The organism is Streptomyces sp. JNUCC 63 (assembly GCF_054366325.1).
Genome location: NZ_CM135963.1, coordinates 7,357,510 through 7,376,222, shown reverse-complemented (window position 1 = coordinate 7,376,222; position 18,713 = coordinate 7,357,510). Strand labels below are relative to the sequence as shown.

Sequence of the window (18,713 nt, the reverse complement as noted above, 5' to 3'; positions counted from 1 at the left end):
GCGGGCGGTCCTTCCCTCACGGATACGTGTAGGTGTTCAGGGAGTCGACGGCGGCCGCCGGGTTGCCCAGGTCGTAGCGGTCCACGGCGAGGAAGTTGGGCTTCTTGCGCGCGGCGGGCCCGCAGAACCGCTCGGCGCGGTCGGCGAGTTTGCCGTTGTCGGTCTGCGCCGTGCCGGAGAGCGTGGTGTCGCGGAAGTGGTTCATCACGAACAGCGGGCGGAAGCCGGGCTCGGTGCGGGTCAGCGGAATGTTGAGGTCGGCGCCGTACCAGCGGCTGTAGCAGGACCAGTCGGAGGAGCCGAGGCCGGACCCCATCGACCAGTGGTTCTCGACCGTCCACTCGCGCTGGTACATCACGCCGAAGCTGTCCCGGGTCAGGCCCGCGGCCTCGTCGGCGGAGCGGCTGTGGTCGGTGAGGATCAGCAGCCGCTGGTTCGCCGCGATCAGATCGGCCATCCTCGGCCAGCCGTTCTGGCGCACGCCGGTCCGGTCGGGCCGGTAGAGGACGTCGGACAGGCCGTCGACGCGGGCGAGTTCACCGCGCAGGACGCCGGGGTCGACGTAGTCCTCGAGGAAGACGGTGACGAACTGATCGGGGTGTGCCTTGAGGAAGTCGACCATGCGCTGCAGGTCCACCCACAGGGCGACCGGCTTGCTGACCAGCGTGCAGCTGTTGTGGCAGAGGATCGCGCCGTCCCGGGTCTGGTGGATGTCCAGCATGAACCCTCGTACGCCGTCGGCGAGTTGCCGGTCGATGCCGCGGGTCTGGTTGGGCACGAGGTTGACGAACGGAGGGGCGAAGCCGCCGTCGACTCCGTTGGCGTAGGCGTTGTGGGCGGTCAGGAAGGTGACCTGGTCGAGGGTGCGCTGGTCGGCCGGCGGCATGGGCCGGGTGGCCGGTCTCACCGGAGTGAGGTACCAGCGGGCAAGGTCGCCCGCGGAGCCGACGGCCAGCTGGGCCGGGTGGTTGGCGCCGGCCGGCTTGGCGGCGACGGTCAGGTGACGGTCGGTGCCGGGGGCCTTGAGGGTGTACTGGTCGTCTCCGGCCGGCGCGACCTCCCAGGCCGCGTCGGCACTCGTACAGGCGACGGTGCGCGCCTGGTCGCCGGACCGGCCGAGGCAGCTGCCCGGCGTGTCGGCGTTCTCCAGGACGTACGACGCTCCGCTCACTCGGAGGTTCCACTGCTGGTGGTCCTCGTTGCCCTTGGGGTTGTGCTGTTCCACGGCGCTTCCGTTGGCGGCGGCGTTGAGGCCGGTCGTGGCGCTCTGGACGTAGTACGCCCCGCCGGGTGGAACGTCCGCCGTGGCGCCGGCGGAGGCTGGGGGTGCCACGACCGCGGCGGCCAGTGCCGCGGTCGTGGCGAGCAGGGCGTGGGGGGTGCGCATGACGGTGTGCCCTTCGTCCGGACGTGGTCGTGGCGCATGGCCGTGAGGCGATGGCCGCGACCCGGTCGTATGGATGGTCAGGGGCATGACACCATGCGGCGCACCCGCACGTCAGCAATACAGGTTGGCACCCGGGGAAACTCCGAGGATCTGCGTGAACCTCTGGTACGCGTCGACGCGGCTCTGCACCTGGGCGGGGTTGCGGCCGTCGCACTCCAGGGAGCCGTTGATGCTGCGGATGGTCTGACCGAAACCCGCCCCGCCGACCATGGCGTTGTGGCCGGTCATGGAGCCGGGTCCGGACTGGGTGTTCCAGTACCACAGGCCGGTCTTCCAGGCGACGGCGGCGTCGTTCTGCACCCGGTAGGGGTTGTTGAGCAGGTCGATGCCGAGCGCGTCGCCCGCGGCCTTGTAGTTGAAGTTCCAGCTGAGCTGGATCGGGCCGCGTCCGTAGTACGCCGCCTGGCCTGCCGGACAGCCGTACCACTGGCTCCAGTCGCAGTAGTGCGGGTAGTTGGCGGTGTTCTGCTCGACCACGTGCACCAGCCCGCCGGTCTCGTGGCTGACGTTGGCGAGGAACGCCGCGGCCTCCTGCTTCTTCACGGTGTCGCCGCCGGTGTTGGCGAATCCGGGGTACGCGCCGAGGGCGGCGGTGAGCCCGCTGTAGGTGTAGAACGAGTTCCGGTTCGGGAACATCTGGTTGAACTGCGCCTCGCTCACGACGAATCCGGCGGCGGAGGCGGTGGGGGCCGACTGGAGCACCAGGGCGGCACCCGAGACGGCGAGCGAGGTCAGGACGGCGGCGATACGGCGCCTCGACACAGGATCAACTCCTTTGTGCGGCACGGCCGCACCCGTACGAGGGCAGGGCGGGGCCCGGCCTCGTACGCACGCGCCGGTGGCACCGGCCACAGGGTGGGGGCGGCCGTGGTGGGGGGTGTGGAGGCACACTCAACCGTGTTTGGTCTGTACCAGTCAAGGGCAGAGACCGGTCAACCGCCCGCGCCCGCACCGAGGATGCTCGCCCGCCGGCGACCGGGCATCAGTCCCCGGCCGGGTGCAGGAACGGGCGTACCTCGACGGGCAGGGTGGTGGCCCGGGTCGCCTTGCGCCCCCACTCCAGGGCGGCGTCCTGGTCGGGCGCCTTGATCAGGCAGAGCCCGCCCAGGCACTCCTTGCCCTCGGCATAGGGCCCGTCCGCGATCAGCACGTCCTCGCCCTCGGGGCGCAGCACCCTGGCCGTCTCCGGACCGTACAGCCCGCCGGCGAAGACCCAGACCCCGGCCTCGCGCAACTCCTGGTGGAAGGCCTCGACCCTGGCCATGACCTCCGCGAGCGCCTCGGCCGAGGGCGGGGTGCCCTCGCTGGGCTGGATCACGCTGAGCAGGTAGTACTTCATGGCGCCCTCCTTGTCGTCGTGCCGTTGTCCCACCTCCTACACGAACGACACCTCCCCGGATCGGCACCTCGCCCGACGGGGCCGGGAGAATCATTTCCATGACCGTCGCAACGCATCCCCTCGTCGCCCGTGCCCGCCTGCTCGCGGACGATCTGCTCGCCCCGCGCGCCGAGCGGGTCGACCAGGAGGGCGTGCCCGTGAGTCACATCGATGCGGTGAAGCGGTCGGGCCTGCTGGGGGTCAGCGCGCCGGCGGAGTACGGCGGGGCGGCGGCGCCCGCCGCCGTGGCCCGACGGACGGCGGAGATCCTGGCCGGGGCCTGCTGCTCGACGTGGTTCGTGACGACGCAGCACCACACGCCGGTGAAACTGCTGGCGGCGAGCGAACTCCCGGTTCGCGAGCGGCTGCTGCGTCCGCTGGCGTCCGGAGAGCTGCTCGCGGGGATCGCCTACGCGCACGTCCGCGCCTTCCCCCGGGTGCCCGTGCGTGCCGTGCCCGAGCGCGGCGGCTGGCGCTTCGACGGCACCGTGCCCTGGTACACGGGGTGGGGGCTGAACGACGTGATGCTGCTGGCCGGGGTGACCGAGGCGGCCGAGGTGGTGTTCGCGTTCGCCGAGGCGCGCGAGCAGCCGGGTCTGCGCCCGTCGCCGCCCATGCGGCTCGCGGCGCTCACCGCCTCCCGCACGGTGTCGCTGCGCCTGGACGGCCTGTGGCTCCCCGGGGAGGCGGTCGTCCTGCGCACCCCGCAGAAGAAGTTCGCCGTGGTCGACCGCCCCCGCAACACCAACGCCTCCCCGGCCGTCTTCGGCGTGGCCGAAGCGGCGCTCGCCCTGCTGGACGGCGTCCCCGAGGCGGAGGAGACGGCGCGTTCCCTGCACGCCCGCCTGGACGAGACGCGTGAGCGGGCGTACGCCCTGTGGGACCACCCGGTGCCGCGGGAGCGGATCGAGGAGCGGCTCGTGCTGAAGACACGGTCGTACGACGTGATGCGTGCCGCGACGACCGCGGCGGTCGTGGCCGGGGGCGGCCGGTCGCTGGACCTGGGCAGCCGGGCCCAGCGGCTGTTCCGGGAGGGGATGTTCCTGCTGGTCCAGGGCCAGACGGCCGAGGTGCGCCGGGCCCACCTCGGCCATCTGGGCGACTGAGGCCCCGCCCGGCCGTCCGGGGGTCCGTCGCCCGGCCGTCCGGGGGTCCGTCGCCCGGCCGGCGTCCTTTGGGGCCTGGGTCCCGGCTCGCGAACGGCACCTGGGACGGGGACGTCCCGCTTCCCCGCCGGGTGCCTCCGCAGCCTCCGCGTGGCGAGCCACGGCAGCACACCCTCGCCGAACCCGTACGCCTCCTCCAGGTGCGGGTGGCGGCAAGAGCCACGAGCAGCGGGCCTGCGGCGACTTCCGGGACCCTCACGCCCTGACGGCGGTGGTAGCCGCTCAGTCCTCCTCGTGCGTGGGGACCAGCACGAGGAAGTCGTCCGACTTCAGGTCCATCACGACCGTGGCGGGCCGGCCCTCGGCCCTCAGGCGTGCCGCGTACTCCTCCGCCGGCCAGGATCCGCGCGGAGCTCCCGCAGGAAACCGCTCCATCACCTTCGCGCCCATACCGGCAGACACCTCCGTATGCGACCGTTCACCGCGTCCGACAACGTGCGATCCGTACATTCCGGCTGCCCGCTGCGGGCGTGCCCATGCGGTGGGCGTCCGGCCGGCGTAGGGAGCGCGTCCGGTTCCGCCCCTGGGAGGGGCAGCGGTGCCGGATGCCTCGAGAGGAAGGCACGGGCATGACGAACGCTGACGGCCCGGGGGCGCGGCCGCTCAGTCTGGTCACGGGGGCGACGGGGTACATCGGCGGCCGGCTGGTGCCCGAGCCGCCGGCCGCCGGGTACCGGGTGCGCTGTCCGGCCCGCTCCCCCGGCAAGCTGCGCGACCATCCGTGGGCGGGCGCGGCCGAGGTGGTACGGGGCGACGTCACGGACTCGGCGTCGGTGGCCGAGGCGATGCGGGGCGTCGAGGTGGCGTACTACCTGGCGCACGCCATCGGCACGGGCGGCGACTTCGAGGCGACCGACCGCAGAGCCGCGCGCGTCTTCGGCGAGCGGGCCCGGGCGGCGGGCGTGCGGCGCATCGTCCACCTGGGCGGGCTCACGCCACGGGCGTGCCCTAGCGGGACCTCTCGCCGCGCCTGCGCTCGCGCGCCGAGATCGGCCGCATCCTGCTGGACTCCGGGGTGCCCACCACCGTCGTGCGGGCCGCCGTCATCCTCGGATCGGACGCCGGGGGCCGCACCCGCTACCGCCGGCGTGCCCTGTTCCATCCGCACGGGCTGCTGGGCCACGCCTACCGGTGGGGCGTCTCGCCCTTCCACGCCGTCGTGTTCGGCGGCATGGCCCGCAACATCGCGCAGGCCGCGGTCGCGTCGGCGTGGGCCGTCGCCCGCCCGGAGCTCTCATCTCTACACATAAAGGGGAAATAAGTGCAAAATATGGCTGCGCGGTGCTTACCGCACACCGCCCCGGACGCGGTCGGGCCCGCACAGTCAGAAGGAGACGATCATGGCCAACGTCTCGCACGGCAGAGGTGATATCACCACCCACCCCGATGTCTCGGAAATGCGGGCACGCTACGCCCGCGTGGTCGGTGGTCGTGATGTGGCGCTCGTGGACGGCCCGGTGTTCCTGCTCGGCCTCTACTGCGCCGCGTCCCCGTGGATCCTCCACTACACCACGAGCCAGCCGCCGCTCGTGATCCACAACCTGATCATGGGGATCGCCCTGGGCCTGCTGGCCCTGGGGTTCACCACCGCCCCGGCACGGATGTACGGCCTCAGCTGGGCCATGTGCGCCCTGGGGGTCTGGATGATCATCTCGCCGTGGATCGTCGGCAGCCACCCGGACGCCGGCGTGGTGGTCAACAACGTCGTGATCGGCGCCCTGGCCGTGATCCTCGGGCTGATGTGCGCCGCCACCGCGGCGAGGAGCGCCCCGCGGACGTAGGAGGTGTCAAGGGCCGGTACGCGCGCGGCGGACCGGCCCCGCCTGGTCAGCGGCCCGGCATCAGCCACGGCTCCTGCGGGAGCGGACTGCCGGTCTCGATGAGGGACTTCAGGTTGGACAGCACGGCGGGCCAGCCGTCCGAGACCTCGGCGAGCTCTCCCTCGTCGCCGAGGTCCTCGTGGGTGACGGTCAGGCGGACGATGTCGCCGTGCAGCCGGATGTCGAAGGTGACCCTGGAGTGCCGGTCCGGGCGGTCCTCGTCCTCGGGCGCGGCCCAGGTGGTCACGAGCCGGGTCGGGCGTTCGGCCACCACGACCTTCCCGACCACGTCCGCGATGCCGGAACCGTCCGTACGGACGTGCTCCCAGCGGGAGCCCTGCTGCCAGTCGGACACGTTGCCGTGCCCCCAGTAGGCGGCGGTCAGGTCGGCGTCCGTGAGGGCGTCCCACACCGCCTCGGGTGTGCTCCCGATGTACGTGACGTACATATAGCTCGGCTTGCCGGTCACGGCGTGCCTCCGGTTTCAGCGGGCATCAGAATGGGCGCGGGGACTACGACGCAGAGGGGCGAAGATGGAGATCACCGGCATCATCAGTGCCATCGTCATCGGCATCATCATCGGTGTCCTGGGGCGGCTCGTCGTCCCCGGCCGCCAGCGTATCGGCGTTCTCTGGACGATCCTCATCGGCATCGTGGCCGCGCTGATCGGCGCGGCGATCGCCTCCGCACTCGGCGTCGCCGAAACCAGGGGCGTCGACTGGATCGAGTGGCTCATCCAGATCGCCCTGGCGGCCCTGGGCGTCGCCGCCCTGGACCGCGCGAAGGCGGGCCACCGCTGAGCCACCGCCGGCGCGCCTCCTCGGCGGTGGGCACACGCAGGGCTTCTACGGCTCGTAGACGTACGGCGTCGTGGTGGTCAGTGGGGTGAAGCCGAGGCGTTCGAGGATGGGACGGCTCCGGCTGGAGGCGTCGACCTGGAGGTAGCGGTAGCCGTGGCCGGCGGCGAGGCGGGCGCGGTGGGTGACGAGGGCACGGTAGAGGCCCCGTCCGCGCCAGCCCGCCACCGTGCCGCCGCCCCACAGGCCCGCGAAGTTCGTACCGGGCACCAGTTCCATGCGGGCCGAGCTCACCGGAACGCCGCCGGCGAGGGCGACGACGGCGACGACCGTGTCCGGGTCGGCGGCGAGGCGGGCGAGGAGGCGGTGACGCAGAGCGGAGCCGTCCGTGCCGAACGCCTTCTCGTGCACGTCGATCAGGAGGTCGACGCCTGCCGCGTCGATGACCTCACGAAGGCGTACGCCCGCGGGCGGTTCGGCGTCGAGGTCCGGATCGGCGGCCTCGGCGACCATCAGCGTCTCCTCGGGCTCGGGCCTGAAGCCGGCCGCCAGGAGCCGTCGGCCGAGGTCCGCCGGCCGGTCGTGCCCGTACAGCTTCCACTCGAAGCCGTGCCCCGACTCGCGGAAGAACGCCACCTGTTCGGCGATCGCCGCATCCGCGCCCTCGGCGTCCAGGTCCGTCCACAGCACACCGTTCCAGTCCTGCCGGGAGCCCACCTGGCGCACCACGCCTCCCGCTCGCTCCACGCGCGTGCCGGGGCCGTCGGGGCGGGCACCTTCGCGCAGGTCCCGGTCGTAGAGGGCGAGTACCGCGGTGTGATCCATGCGCCCACTCCAGCAAACCGCGTGGGCGGGGGGCAACGGGATTACGGGCGCGGCCCACCGGTCAGGGGATCCGGTGGGCCTTCCGCCGTGGTGGCGCCTGATGCGTCAGCGCGTCGCGCCGGGCCGGTGGCGCCGGTACAGGGCGGCCCCGCCGAGCAGCAGCGCCGCGCTCGCGGCGGCCACCGGCACGGTCTGGTCCGCGCCGGTGTGGGCCAGCGACTCGTGCGTCCGCGGCTCGGACGCGGGGTGCGTCACGGGCCTCGGCATCGGGTGCGGCACGGCCCGTGCGGGCGGCTCGGGCGCCTCGGGCACGGGCTCGCCGATCTCCTCGTGGGAGCCGTTCGTGGAGGAGTTGCCGACGGCCGGGTTGCCGACGCCCCCCACGTTCACACTGTTGCCGCTGACGTTCACCGGGGCGTGCACCGGCAGTTGGATCTCGTTGCCGGAGAGCACACCGGGCGAATCCTTTCCGCCCGCGTGTGCCACCGCCCCGCCGCTTTCGTGTCCCACCGCCGTGCCGGCCCTCTCGTGCGTCACCGCCTCGCCGTCCGACGGCGCCCGGTCCCTCCAGGCGGACGCGTTGGCACAGTGGTTGTCCGCCGCGGGGTTGAGGAGCCCCACCACGTTCACCGTGTTCCCGCACACGTTCACCGGAGCGTGCACCGGCACCTGAATGGTGTTGCCGGAGATCGCACCGGGCGAGCCGACCGCGGCACCCTCCGCCGCGGCGCCGCCGTCCGCCGCGAAGGCGGCGGACACCGGCACGGTCATCGCCATCGCGCCGGAGGCGGCGGCGAGGGCGATCACACTGTTCCGGGTAACCCGTTTCATCGGTTCCCTGCCTTCCACACATGGTCGCGGGCGCTCGCCCGCACCGGGTAAAACGCTGGTGAAGGATCCGGGTTATGGCTTGGCGGCCTTTCACCCCATCGAGGGGTCCGGTTATCGAACGCGGTGTAACGCCTCGTACGACCGACGACGGGTCCCGGGTACGGCACCGAGCGGGGCGCTCGCCGACGGGCGCCGCCCACGGGCGCCGCTTATCGTGATCGAGGACGCCGTTGCCGAACCGCAGCCGAGCGTCGCTGGAGGCATCGATGCCGGCCAAGCTGTCCGTGCGGCACGCGGCCCGGCGCCTCGCGTGCGCCGGGGCCGTCACGCTGACGCTGCTCGGCGCGGGGCTGCCCGCGGCGGCCGACGACGGCGGGAAGCCCGGCCTGGGCCGGTTCTACGGCCAGAAGGTGACGTGGTCGGCGTGCGAGGCGGGCACCCCCGAGGACCTGCAGTGCGGGAAGGTCACCGTCCCCCTCGACTACGCGCGCCCAGGCGCGGGCGCCCTCGACCTGGCCCTGGCCCGCTACCGGGCCACCGGGCCCTCACGCGGCTCGGTGCTGCTGAACTTCGGCGGTCCCGGCGCCGCCGGCGTGTCCGAACTGGCCGTCGACGGCAAGCGCTTCATGGACCTGACCAACGGCTACGACGTGGTCGCCTTCGACCCGCGGGGCGTCGGCAGGTCCTCGCCGGTCAGCTGCGGCCTCGGCACGGACGAAGCGAACGCGCGGGCGATCAGCGCGGCCGGCGATCTGCGCGACCCGCGGATCGTGCGCGAGCGGCTCGCGGCGTGGCGGCAGCTGGCTGCCGCCTGCGTGAAGCACTCCGGCCCGGTCCTGGCGCACATGGGCACCGTCGACGCGGCCCGGGACCTCGATGTGATACGTCAGGCGCTCGGCGACGACAAGCTCAACTACCTGGGCTTCTCCTACGGCACCCGGCTCGGCGCGGTGTACGCGGCGCGGTTCCCCGGCAAGGTCGGGCGGATGGCCCTCGACGGGGTGGACACGCTGACCGAATCACCGGCGGAGGAGGGGCTGGTGGCCGTCGAGGGGCAGCAGACGGCGCTCGACGGCTTCCTCGACTGGTGCGTGCAGGACCTCGCCTGCCCGTTCGGCGACGACCGCCGCGCGGCCGGCAGCGAGGTCGTCCAGCTCGTCCGCTCGCTCGACGAGAATCCGGTGCCGAACGGGTCCGGCGGCCGGCTGACCGGCCAGGACCTGGTGAGAGCGCTCGGACAGGGCCTCTACGGCAAGCGGCTGTGGCCCTCCCTGGAACGGGCGGTCGCCTCGCTGGTGCAGGACGGCGACACGCGCGGCGTCGAGGCCTTCTCCTCCGGTGGCGTCACCCTGCCGGACCGGCGGGGTGACGGGCCGGCCGGCACCGCGGAGATCCCGCCGGACAACCTGTCCGCCGCGCTGATGGCGGTCGACTGCGCGGACGCCCCCGACCGGCCCGGAGCCGATCAGCTCGCCAGGGAACTCGGCCGGCTGAGCGCCGAGTACGAACACGCCTCCCCGGTCTTCGGCCGCTACCGGCTGAACGAGCTGCTGATGTGCTACGGCCGCCCCAAGGGCACCGATTTCATCCGCGACAGGGTGAAGAACGTCGACACGGAGAGGATGCTGCTGGTCGGCACCCGAGGCGACCCGGCGACGCCGTACCGCTGGACCGTGGAGACGGCGCGGCGGCTCGGTTCGTCCGCCGTGGTGCTCGACAACCGGGCCGGCGGACACACGGGTTACCTCTCCTCCCGGTGCGTGCACCGGAAGGTGAACGACTTCCTGCTGTACGGCTCCCTGCCGGCCGGCGGCAGCTCGTGCGGGGAGGACCCGGAACCGCCCGGGGGCCGATGACAGTCCGCTCAGCCGGTGGCGATGGGCGGGCGGCAGGCGCGCCCGCACAAGGGGTCCGATTACTCCGAATGCCCGATATGCGAATCGGCCCTATGGTGCTGTCATGGAGCACGATCTGAGTCCCACGACCCTCGCCGAACTGCGGCGTCCGCGCAGCTACCCGGCCGTGTCCGTGCTGACGCCGACGCACCGCCGCGAGCCCGACAACACCCAGGACCCGGTCCGGCTGCGCAAGGTCGTGACCGAGGCCAAGAAGCAACTGGAGACCGACCCGGCGGTCAGCCGGGAGCGGCGCGCCGATGTCGTACGGCAGCTCGACCAGGCCCTCGCCGAGGTGGACCTCACGCATGCCGAGGACGGCCTGGTGATCTACGCCGCGCCGGGCGAGCACCAGGTGTGGTCGGTGGCCCGTACCGTCCCCGAGCGTGTGGTGCTGTCCAACACCTTCCTCACCCGCAACCTGGTCTCCGCGCACACCGCCGAGCGCCCGTTCTGGGTGCTGTCCGTCTCCGCCGACCGCGTCACCCTGTGGAGCGGCGGCGTCGACCGCGTCGTGGAGGAGCGCATCGGCGGCTTCCCGCTGACCAGGGACCTCGCCGAGAACTTCGACGCCGAGCGTCAGCAGCGCATCGGCGACTCGCCGAGCACGTTCCGCGACGAGCGCACCCGCCAGTTCCTGCGCGACGCCGACACCGCGATGAGCACCGTGCTGCGCGAGCAGCCGCGCCCGCTGTGCGTCACGGGCGAGCGGGCCGCGCTGTCCGCCCTCGACGAGGTCGGCACGGTCGCCAAGTCCGCGGTGCACGTGCAGCACGGCGGGCTGGCGCACGGCACGCCCGAGGCCGTGTGGCGCGTGATCCGGCCGGTGCAGGAGGCGGAGATGCGCAAGGGCACGGCCGCGGTGACCCGGGAGCTGGAGACCGCTCGCGGCCGCAAGTCCTTCGCGGCCGGGGTCGACGAGGTGTGGCGCAGCGCCCGGGAGGGCCGCATCCGGCTGCTGGCCGTGGAGGAGAACTACCGGGTGACGGTACGCGACGACGCCGGCGACCACCTGGTGCCGGCCGAGAGCGGCGACCTCGGCGCCCGCGAGGACATCGTGGACGAGATCGTCGAGCAGTGCCTCGAAACCGGCGCCGACGTCCGCTTCGTCCCGGACGGCACCCTGGACGAGGCCCAGGGCATCGCGGGAGTGCTGCGCTACTGACCGCCGGACGGGGTCAGACCGTGCCGAACAGGGTGTTCAGGCCGCGCTCGACGGCCGCGGTGACGTCCTCCCGGCCGGGCGGCACCACGGCGTAGCTCCGCTGCAGGAAGCGGCGCAGCGGCGGGGTCTCGAACCGGAGCAGGGCGAGGCCCGAGGGCGAGTGCAGCTCCAGCACCGTACGGGAGGTGCCGCACGGCCACAGGTGCACGTCTCCGGCCCCGGCCTGCCGCTGGAGCCCCTCCTCCAGCAGGGCACGGGAGAAGGTCCATGTGACGTCCTTGCCGTCGAGGGCGACCTCGGGCGGGAAGTCCAGGTGCACGGCCAGCGGGTCCGCGGAGGCGTAGCGCAGGGTGGCGGGCACGGGGAGTTCCTTCCCGTCCGCGGTGATCAGGTGGGCGCGGGCGGGCTGCTCTAGGGTGATGTCCATGGTCGGTCTCCCCTGCGGATCGTCAGGTCGGCCGTGGTGCCGTTGTTGTTAGGAGCCCGCAGGGGCCGTTCGCATTACGCTTGACCGGCCACCAATTCATGTGACCTGCGTCACTTTCCCGGTTATGGGTCTCGGGGGAGCGCGCGGCCGTCGAACAAGCGCTTGAAAAACCGTGCCGTACGCCCGACGAGGTCTCAATTCGCCTATGACGTCTACGACTTGCCCCGACCAACGCGTACACCGAGGATGCCGCGGAGTCACGCCCGGAAGACTGTGGCATATGCCGGATGCACCCTCGTGCCGTGTCTTGCCAAATCCCTTACGGCCCGTCCTCGGCTGTGCAACAGTCGTAACGGTCCCTCCCGCCGCCCCGGCCGTACCGTCCCGCATCGGAGTGCGTCATGCCGCCCCATCTCTCCGCGGACCGCTCACCCGCCCAGCCGCCAGGGCGCGGCCCGCTCGACGCGCTGATATCCCAGGCGCGCCGGCTCAAGGGCGAGGTGGACGCCGTGCGGCGGGACGCGCAGGGCGACGCATCGGATCCGCAGGTCCGCTGGGAGCGCGCGCTGTGCGACCTGGCGCTGCATCAGCTCGCCGAGCTGGACGGGCACTTGGCGCAGCTGAGGGACGGCCCGCCACCGGTGACCGCCGCCCCCGCCGCGGCCCCCGCGGCGCTGCCCGGCTCGCTGCTCAGCCGGGTCGGCAGCGCCGAGTGGGACCTGCTGACGGGCGAGGCCGGCTGGTCGGGCGAGCTGTTCCAGATCCTCGGCCGCGATCCGGCCGTACCCCCGCTCACCCTCGACGAACTGCCCTCCGTGGCGCTGGAGGAGGACCGGCCCCGGCTGACCGCGATGGTCACCGACTGCCTGGTCGACGCCAGGCCCATCGACGGGGAGTTCCGCATCGTGCGGCCCGACGGCGCCGTCCGCACGGTGCACATGATGGGCGAGCCCATGCTCGACGCCGACGGCGGCACCGCCTCGATGTGGGCGGTGCTGCGGGACGTCAGCGAGCTGCGCCGCAGCCAGTCGGCGGTGCGCGAGACCCGTGACTCGCTGCAGCACCACCGGCACCGCGCGCAGACCGAGCACCGGCTCGCGGTCGAGCTGCAGGAAGCCGTGCTGCCGCCGTGGCGCGGCTCCCTGCGGCTCCCGCACCGGGGCCGCCCGGCACTCGACCTGGCCGCCCGCTACCTGCCGTCCTCGACCAGCACGCTGATCGGGGGCGACTGGTACGACGCGCTGGAACTGGCCGACGGCGACACCCTGCTCAGCGTCGGCGACCTCACCGGACACGGGCCCAGCGTCACCTCCGGCATGGCGATGCTGCTGGGCGCCGTGCGCGGCATGGCGATGGCCGACGCCGGGCCCGGACAGCTGATGGCCTGGCTCAACCAGCTGCTGGACACCGCCGTCCAGCCGGCCCTGGGCAGCACCGTCTGCTGCCGCTACCGCCCCGCCACCCGCACCCTGACGTGGGCGCAGGCAGGACACCCCGCCCCGCTGCTGTTCCGCGACGGGACGGGGTGGATGCCGGACATCCCGGACGGCATCCTGCTCGGCGCCACCCCGGGAGCCTGCTACGGACAGGCCGAGGAGACCCTGGAGGTGGGCGACCTCCTCCTGCTGCACACCGACGGGCTGGTGCCACGGCGCAGCCGGAGGACCGCCGTGCAGCGCCTGCTCGGCCTGGCCCCGCGGTTCGCCGCGGCGCGCGGTGCGCAGGACTGTGTACGGGCGGTCGTGGAGGAGTTCGGCGAGCGCGAGCGCGAGGACGACGCCTGCGTACTGATCGCCCGGGTGACGGTGTGACCGGCGTACGGACCGGCAGTCCTACGCCGATGCGCTGCCCGGACTCCTGCCCTTCGCCTTGGGCAGCGCCAGCCGGATCTCCTCCCGCAACTCGTTGATCCTCGGATAGGTGGCGTACTCGGCGGTGAGCCGGTACATCTGGCGCAGCCGGTCCCAGGTGCGGTGGGAGGAGTTGGATCCCATCGACACCAGGGCCAGCCGCGCGTACCGGTCCGCCTGTTCGGGGTCGTCGGCGATGAAGCAGGCGGAGGCCATCGACAGGAAGTCGAAGATCTTCGACCGCTGCCGGCCGTCGTTGCGCAGGGCCAGGGCCTTCTCCGCGAAGTGCTGGGCGTGCACGGCCGCGTCCGGCTCGTGCTCCGCCAGGGTGCGGTAGGCCAGGGCCTGCATGCCGTAGAGGTCCTCCTCCTTGAAGGTCTGCATCCAGCTCGGCGGCGGCACGTCGCCCCTGTCGGAGACGAAGAGGTCCTCCGCCTGGCCGAGGGTGCGGCGCATGGCCTGGCCCTGGCCCATCGACGCCTGTGCCCAGGCCTCGATGGTGTGGAGCATGGCCCTGGTGCGCGGCAGGACCTGGTCGCCGGAGCCGGACTGGGCGAGCTTCATCAGGTCCAGCGCGTCGTCGGGCCGGCCCAGGTGCACCATCTGGCGTGCCGCGCGGGACAGCGCCTCGCCGGCGCGGGGCCGGTCGCCGCCCTCCCGCGCGGCGTGGGCGGCGATGACGAAGTACTTCTGGGCGGTGGGTTCCAGGCCGACGTCGTGCGACATCCAGCCGGCCAGGACGGCGAGGTTGGCGGCGACGCCCCACAGGCGCCGCTGGAGGTGGGGTGGGTGACGGTAGGCGAGCATGCCGCCCACCTCGTTGAGCTGGCCGACCACCGCCTTGCGCTGCAGCCCGCCGCCACGGGCCGCGTCCCAGGCTCGGAACACCTCCACCGAGCGTTCCAGTTCCTCGATCTCCTGCGACCCGATGGGGGCGGCGTCGTAGCGGTCGAACCCAGCGGGGTCGGCGTGCAGGGGATGGTCGAGGCCGGGAGCGTCGGCCTTGAGTGTCGGATCGGTGCGCAGCCAGTCGTGCATGGCGCTGCTGAGTGCGGATCCCGCGGCGAGCGCGGCGCCCGCGCCCACCAAGCCGCGTCGGTTGAGCATGAGGTCCATTCCCGTGAATTCGGTGAGGACCGCGGCGGTTCGCTCGGGCGCCCACGGCACTCCGTCGGGATGTTCCACGTTCCCGTCGCCCTGCCGTCTCCCCGTACGCCCGTGCCGTACCAGACCGAGGTCCTCGATGGTCACGACACGGCCGAGACGCTCGGTGAACAGGGCCGCCAGCACCCGTGGCACGGGATCGCGCGGGATCTCTCCCGTGTCGATCCAGCGCCGCACCCGGGAGGTGTCGGTCGCCAGCTGGGGGTGGCCCATGGCCGCCGCCTGCCGGTTGACGAGCCTCGCGAGTTCCCCTTTGGACCAGCCGGCCAGGCCGAACAGGTCCGCGAGACGGGTGTTGGATTGTCCTGTCACGTCAAGCCCCCAGGTACTCGGCTGAGTTGACAGTAGACCCGGCGAGACTTGCCGGGCGACTATTCGCCAGGGTTCGCCAGGGTGCGCCAGATGGTGTGCCAGTGCACACCGGGTGTCAGGTAGGAACGCGCCAACCCGGCCCGGTCGCCGAGGGACATTCCCCAGGGTGCACCCGGGCGTCCGGGCCGGGCAGCGCGCGTGAAGCAGCAGGCACACGAAGGGATCTGTCTCGCCCATGTACGCAGCATCGTCCTCCGTGTCCGCCCCGCCCCGGTCGCCGCGTCCCCGTCCGGGCGCCGGCGGCCCCTACCTCGACCCCGCGCGTCCGGCGGCCCCCGTGCCCGGTGCGGCCCGTACGCGGCGCGCCGCGGGACTCGGCACGCAACCGCTCAGCGGGAGACTCGACTTGTCCGGCTCTCAGGGCGCCCAGCTGCGCACGGCGCTCGCCTCGGTGCACCGGATCTGCCCGGAGTTCGCTCCGGTGCAGGTGCTGCGCCGCAGTGGGCGGTCCGTGCTGCTGGTCGGCACGACCGGGCGCAGTACGGCCGTCGCCAAGTGTTTACTGGACCACTCCCCCGCGTGGGCGGAGCGCTACCGGCACGAGATAGCCGCATACCGCTCGTTCGTCCGGCACCGGCCGCCTGTGCGGGTGCCCCGGCTGATCGCGGCGGACCCGGACAACTGCACGCTGGTGATCGAGCGCATGCCGGGCCGGGTGGCCGCGCTCCAGCGGCATCCGGCCCAGGCGCCGCCGCAGGCGGACCTCAGAGCGGTGCTGGGCGCGATCTGCCGGCTGAACGCCTGGCGGCCGCCGGCAGGCACGTTCGACGCCCCGCTGGACTACGCCGCCCGAATCTCCCGGTACCACGAACTGGGGCTGCTCACCGACCGGGACCTGGGCGACCTGCAGAAGCTGCTGCACGGCATCGCGCACGCCGCGGGCCGGCAGGGCATGGGTCAGTTCTGCCACGGCGACGCGCTGCTCGCGAACGTCCTGCTCTCACCGACCGGTCCGGTGCTGGTGGACTGGGAGCACGCGGGCTGGTACCTGCCGGGCTACGACCTGGCGACACTGTGGTCGGTCCTCGGGGACGCGCCGGTGGCGCGCCGGCAGATCAGCCAGCTCGCCCAGTCGGCCGGCCCGGCCGCGCGGGACGCGTTCCTGGTGAACCTGATGCTGGTGCTCACCCGTGAGATCCGCACCTACGAGACGGCCGTGCAGCGCACGATGCACGACACCACCCACCCGGGTGCCGCCCAGTCCGGCGAGGAGCAGCGCCTGCTCCTGCGACGCCTGCACGACGACTGCCAACTGGCCCGCCGAGCGGTACGCGCGGCCGTAGGCACCCGCTGACGACCACGGCCCGCGGCGCGTCCTCCTCCCCGGACGCCCGCGGCCGTCTCCACACACCCGACCCGCTCCCGCCCCTCCTTTTCGGAGCAGTGCCTCCCGGGGCCATTGGTGTACGCCACTGACGCCGCGCAGGCCTCACGGGTGTCCGGGTGAAACTCGCCGGGGAGGCCGTTGACGTGGTGATTCTCCTTCCTGCGCGCATGATTGACGGATCGTCGGACAGCCGGTACCACTGATCCACGCCGGCCCCGCACGCCCCGTCACGCCCGAGCGCACCAGGAGGCTGCCTTGCGAGGATCCGCCATCGACCCCAGCCCCGTGCCGGGACGCAGACGCGCGCGCGGCGCGGCGGGTGTCGTCGCCTCGGCGGCGTTGTTGCTGCCGCTGCTGGGTACCGCGCCGTCCGCGGGCGCGGCCGTGGACGACACCGGGCGGCTGCAGCGGGCGTTCGCTTCCGCGGCGGCCGAGTACCACGTGCCGCTCAGCGTGCTGATGGGCGTGTCGTATCTGCAGTCCCGGTGGGACGGGCACGGCGGCGCGCCGAGTGTGACCGGCGGCTACGGGCCGATGCACCTCACCGACGCGCACACCGCGCTCGCCGGGACCCCGCACCACAGCGAGGGCACGGAGGACCCGCGCGGGGACGGCTCGCGTGCGGCCCTGCACCCGGACGCGAAGGTGCCGGAGAACTCCGCGCTGCCCGCCCGGCTGAAGACCCTGACGAAGGCGGCCGAGCTGACCGGGATCCCCGCTCGGCGGCTGCGCGCCGAGGAGTCGGCGAACATCGAGGGCGGCGCGGCCCTGCTCGCGGCCGCCCAGAAGAAGCTCGGCGAGCCGCTGAGCGAGGACCCGGCCGACTGGTACGGCGCGGTGGCCCAGTTCTCCGGCGCGGACGACAGCGCGACGGCGGCGGCGTACGCCAACGACGTCTACGACGTGATCCGCTCCGGTGAGCAACGCGTCACCGACGCCGGACAGCGGGTCGTCCTGGCCGCGCTGCCCCGCCTCGCCCCCGACACCGCCCAGCTGGCCCGGGCGGGTCTGCGCCATGTCTCCGCGGCCGGTACGGAGTGCCCGGCCTCGGTGTCCTGCGAGTGGATCCCGGCGCCGTACGAGGAGTTCGGCGACGACTACGGCAACCACGACCTGGGCGACCGGCCGAAGTCGCAGTCCATCCGGTACATCGTCATCCACGACACGGAAGGCCGCTGGGACGGGGTCATCAACCTCGTCCAGGACCCCACCTATGTGTCGTGGAACTACACGCTGCGCTCCACCGACGGGCACATCGCCCAGCATGTGAAGGCCAAGGACGTGGCCTGGCACGCGGGGAACTGGTACGTCAACGCCAAGTCGATCGGCCTGGAGCACGAGGGCTTCCTCGCCTCGCCGGACGCCTGGTACACGGAGGCGATGTACCGTGCCTCGGCGCGGCTGGTGAAGTACCTCGCCGGGCAGTACGGCATCCCGCTGGACCGGCAGCACATCCTCGGCCACGACACCGTGCCGGGGCCGACGGCCGGGACCGTCCCGGGCATGCACACCGACCCGGGGCCGTACTGGGACTGGCGGCACTACTTCGAGCTGCTGGGCCGCCCCTTCGAACCGACCGCGGGCAAGAACGGCGGCATGGTGACGATCCGCCCCGACTACGCCGCGAACCGGCCCGAGTACACGGGCTGCGTCACCCGCGGCCAGCCGTGCGCCGTGCACGGCTCCAGCGCGGTGCGGTTGTACTCGCAGCCCGACACCTCCTCGCCGCTGATCAAGGACATCGGCCTGAGGCCGGACGGCAGCGGCTCGACGATCGACGTGAACGACATCGCCTCCCGGGTGGAGACAGGCCAGCAGTACGCGGTCGCCGGCCGGCAGGGCGACTGGACGGCGATCTGGTACCTGGGCCAGAAGGCCTGGTTCCGGAACCCGGCGAAGCAGCCGGCGGCGGTGGACGCGGCCGGATTCGTGGTGACGCCGAAGGCCGGGCCGGCCAGCGTGCCGGTGTACGGGAGGGCGTACCCGGAGAAGGAGGCCTACCCGGCGGGCGTGCCCGTCCAGCCGGTGTCGCCGCTGCCGTACAGGCTGCTCGCGGGCCAGAAGTACGTGGTGGGGGATCTGCTGCGGGGCGAGTACGACTACTCGGCCACCTTCACCACGGACTCGCACCGGGTGGTGATCGGCAAGGATCTGTACTACGAGATCCAGTTCGGCCACCGGGTGGCGTTCGTGCGGGCGGCCGACGTGCAGGTGCAGCCGTCAGTGATTCCGTAGCGGCGCCGGGGAGC

General features: G+C 72.8%; 17 protein-coding genes and 2 pseudogenes. 10 read left to right on the top strand and 9 right to left on the bottom strand.

The genetic code is table 11. The features are described 5' to 3' along the window. Positions 1–16: 16 nt before the first annotated feature. The 3 genes from ACX25U_RS34055 to ACX25U_RS34045 form a co-directional block, all read right to left on the bottom strand. A complete protein-coding gene (locus ACX25U_RS34055; RefSeq protein ID WP_454385785.1) occupies positions 17–1,387 on the bottom strand; it encodes an RICIN domain-containing protein in 1,371 nt (456 codons plus the stop codon). 111 nt (positions 1,388–1,498) lie between these two features. Continuing rightward, complete coding sequence (locus ACX25U_RS34050) at positions 1,499–2,209, bottom strand: chitinase (protein ID WP_454385783.1); 711 nt, start codon at positions 2,207–2,209, stop codon at positions 1,499–1,501. 220 nt (positions 2,210–2,429) lie between these two features. Next, positions 2,430–2,786, bottom strand: a complete 357-nt coding sequence (locus tag ACX25U_RS34045; RefSeq protein WP_454385781.1) for a YciI family protein — start codon at positions 2,784–2,786, stop codon at positions 2,430–2,432. A 98-nt stretch (positions 2,787–2,884) separates the two neighbouring features. Between ACX25U_RS34045 and ACX25U_RS34040 the strand changes: the two genes are divergently transcribed. Then, positions 2,885–3,931: an acyl-CoA dehydrogenase family protein gene (locus ACX25U_RS34040; protein WP_454385779.1), complete on the top strand. Its 1,047-nt coding sequence runs from the start codon at positions 2,885–2,887 to the stop codon at positions 3,929–3,931. A 282-nt stretch (positions 3,932–4,213) separates the two neighbouring features. Here ACX25U_RS34040 and ACX25U_RS34035 read toward each other — a convergent pair whose 3' ends face one another. Beyond that, positions 4,214–4,381, bottom strand: coding sequence for a hypothetical protein (locus tag ACX25U_RS34035; protein ID WP_454385778.1), 168 nt, complete (start codon positions 4,379–4,381; stop codon positions 4,214–4,216). A gap of 179 nt (positions 4,382–4,560) precedes the next feature. Between ACX25U_RS34035 and ACX25U_RS34030 the strand changes: the two are divergent. The 3 genes and pseudogenes from ACX25U_RS34030 to ACX25U_RS34020 all read left to right on the top strand — a co-directional run. Next, positions 4,561–5,048: pseudogene (locus tag ACX25U_RS34030) on the top strand (NAD(P)H-binding protein); the annotation flags it as partial. After that, on the top strand, positions 5,022–5,252 hold the full coding sequence (locus ACX25U_RS34025) for a DUF2867 domain-containing protein (RefSeq protein ID WP_454394636.1): 231 nt from the start codon (positions 5,022–5,024) through the stop codon (positions 5,250–5,252). The pseudogene ACX25U_RS34030 and the gene ACX25U_RS34025, both read left to right, overlap by 27 nt. A 79-nt stretch (positions 5,253–5,331) precedes the next feature. Continuing rightward, positions 5,332–5,772 (top strand): SPW repeat protein, encoded by a 441-nt coding sequence (locus ACX25U_RS34020; protein WP_454385776.1) that lies wholly within the window; start codon positions 5,332–5,334, stop codon positions 5,770–5,772. A 46-nt stretch (positions 5,773–5,818) separates the two neighbouring features. Here the strand turns inward: ACX25U_RS34020 and ACX25U_RS34015 are convergent. Next, positions 5,819–6,283: pseudogene (locus ACX25U_RS34015) on the bottom strand (SRPBCC family protein); the annotation flags it as partial. 61 nt (positions 6,284–6,344) lie between these two features. Between ACX25U_RS34015 and ACX25U_RS34010 the strand changes: the two are divergent. After that, on the top strand, positions 6,345–6,611 hold the full coding sequence (locus tag ACX25U_RS34010) for a GlsB/YeaQ/YmgE family stress response membrane protein (RefSeq protein ID WP_454385774.1): 267 nt from the start codon (positions 6,345–6,347) through the stop codon (positions 6,609–6,611). 45 nt (positions 6,612–6,656) lie between these two features. Here ACX25U_RS34010 and ACX25U_RS34005 read toward each other — a convergent pair whose 3' ends face one another. Both ACX25U_RS34005 and ACX25U_RS34000 read right to left on the bottom strand, forming a co-directional pair. Beyond that, positions 6,657–7,433, bottom strand: coding sequence for a GNAT family N-acetyltransferase (locus ACX25U_RS34005; RefSeq protein ID WP_454385773.1), 777 nt, complete (start codon positions 7,431–7,433; stop codon positions 6,657–6,659). Between the two features lie 105 nt (positions 7,434–7,538). Next, complete coding sequence (locus ACX25U_RS34000) at positions 7,539–8,264, bottom strand: chaplin (RefSeq protein ID WP_454385771.1); 726 nt, start codon at positions 8,262–8,264, stop codon at positions 7,539–7,541. Positions 8,265–8,530: 266 nt separating this feature from the next. Between ACX25U_RS34000 and ACX25U_RS33995 the strand changes: the two genes are divergently transcribed. Then, positions 8,531–10,120, top strand: coding sequence for an alpha/beta hydrolase (locus tag ACX25U_RS33995; RefSeq protein ID WP_454385769.1), 1,590 nt, complete (start codon positions 8,531–8,533; stop codon positions 10,118–10,120). A 103-nt stretch (positions 10,121–10,223) separates the two neighbouring features. After that, the gene (locus tag ACX25U_RS33990; protein WP_454385767.1) at positions 10,224–11,324 is read left to right on the top strand and encodes a baeRF3 domain-containing protein; all 1,101 of its coding nucleotides are present in this window, start codon (positions 10,224–10,226) and stop codon (positions 11,322–11,324) included. Between the two features lie 13 nt (positions 11,325–11,337). Here the strand turns inward: ACX25U_RS33990 and ACX25U_RS33985 are convergent, their stop codons facing one another. Continuing rightward, positions 11,338–11,751, bottom strand: a complete 414-nt coding sequence (locus ACX25U_RS33985; RefSeq protein WP_454385766.1) for an SsgA family sporulation/cell division regulator — start codon at positions 11,749–11,751, stop codon at positions 11,338–11,340. Positions 11,752–12,152: 401 nt separating this feature from the next. Here ACX25U_RS33985 and ACX25U_RS33980 point away from each other — a divergent pair, with 401 nt between their 5' ends. After that, complete coding sequence (locus ACX25U_RS33980; protein WP_454385764.1) at positions 12,153–13,562, top strand: PP2C family protein-serine/threonine phosphatase; 1,410 nt, start codon at positions 12,153–12,155, stop codon at positions 13,560–13,562. 21 nt (positions 13,563–13,583) lie between these two features. On the opposite strand, the gene ACX25U_RS33975 is transcribed toward ACX25U_RS33980, so the two are convergent. Further along, positions 13,584–15,077, bottom strand: coding sequence for a DNA-binding protein NsdB (locus tag ACX25U_RS33975; protein ID WP_454385762.1), 1,494 nt, complete (start codon positions 15,075–15,077; stop codon positions 13,584–13,586). A 235-nt stretch (positions 15,078–15,312) separates the two neighbouring features. Between ACX25U_RS33975 and ACX25U_RS33970 the strand changes: the two genes are divergently transcribed. Together ACX25U_RS33970 and ACX25U_RS33965 are read left to right on the top strand one after the other, a co-directional pair. Beyond that, the gene (locus tag ACX25U_RS33970) at positions 15,313–16,431 is read left to right on the top strand and encodes an aminoglycoside phosphotransferase family protein (RefSeq protein ID WP_454385760.1); all 1,119 of its coding nucleotides are present in this window, start codon (positions 15,313–15,315) and stop codon (positions 16,429–16,431) included. A gap of 288 nt (positions 16,432–16,719) precedes the next feature. Next, positions 16,720–18,699, top strand: a complete 1,980-nt coding sequence (locus ACX25U_RS33965; protein ID WP_454385758.1) for an N-acetylmuramoyl-L-alanine amidase — start codon at positions 16,720–16,722, stop codon at positions 18,697–18,699. The last annotated feature ends 14 nt before the right edge of the window (positions 18,700–18,713 follow it).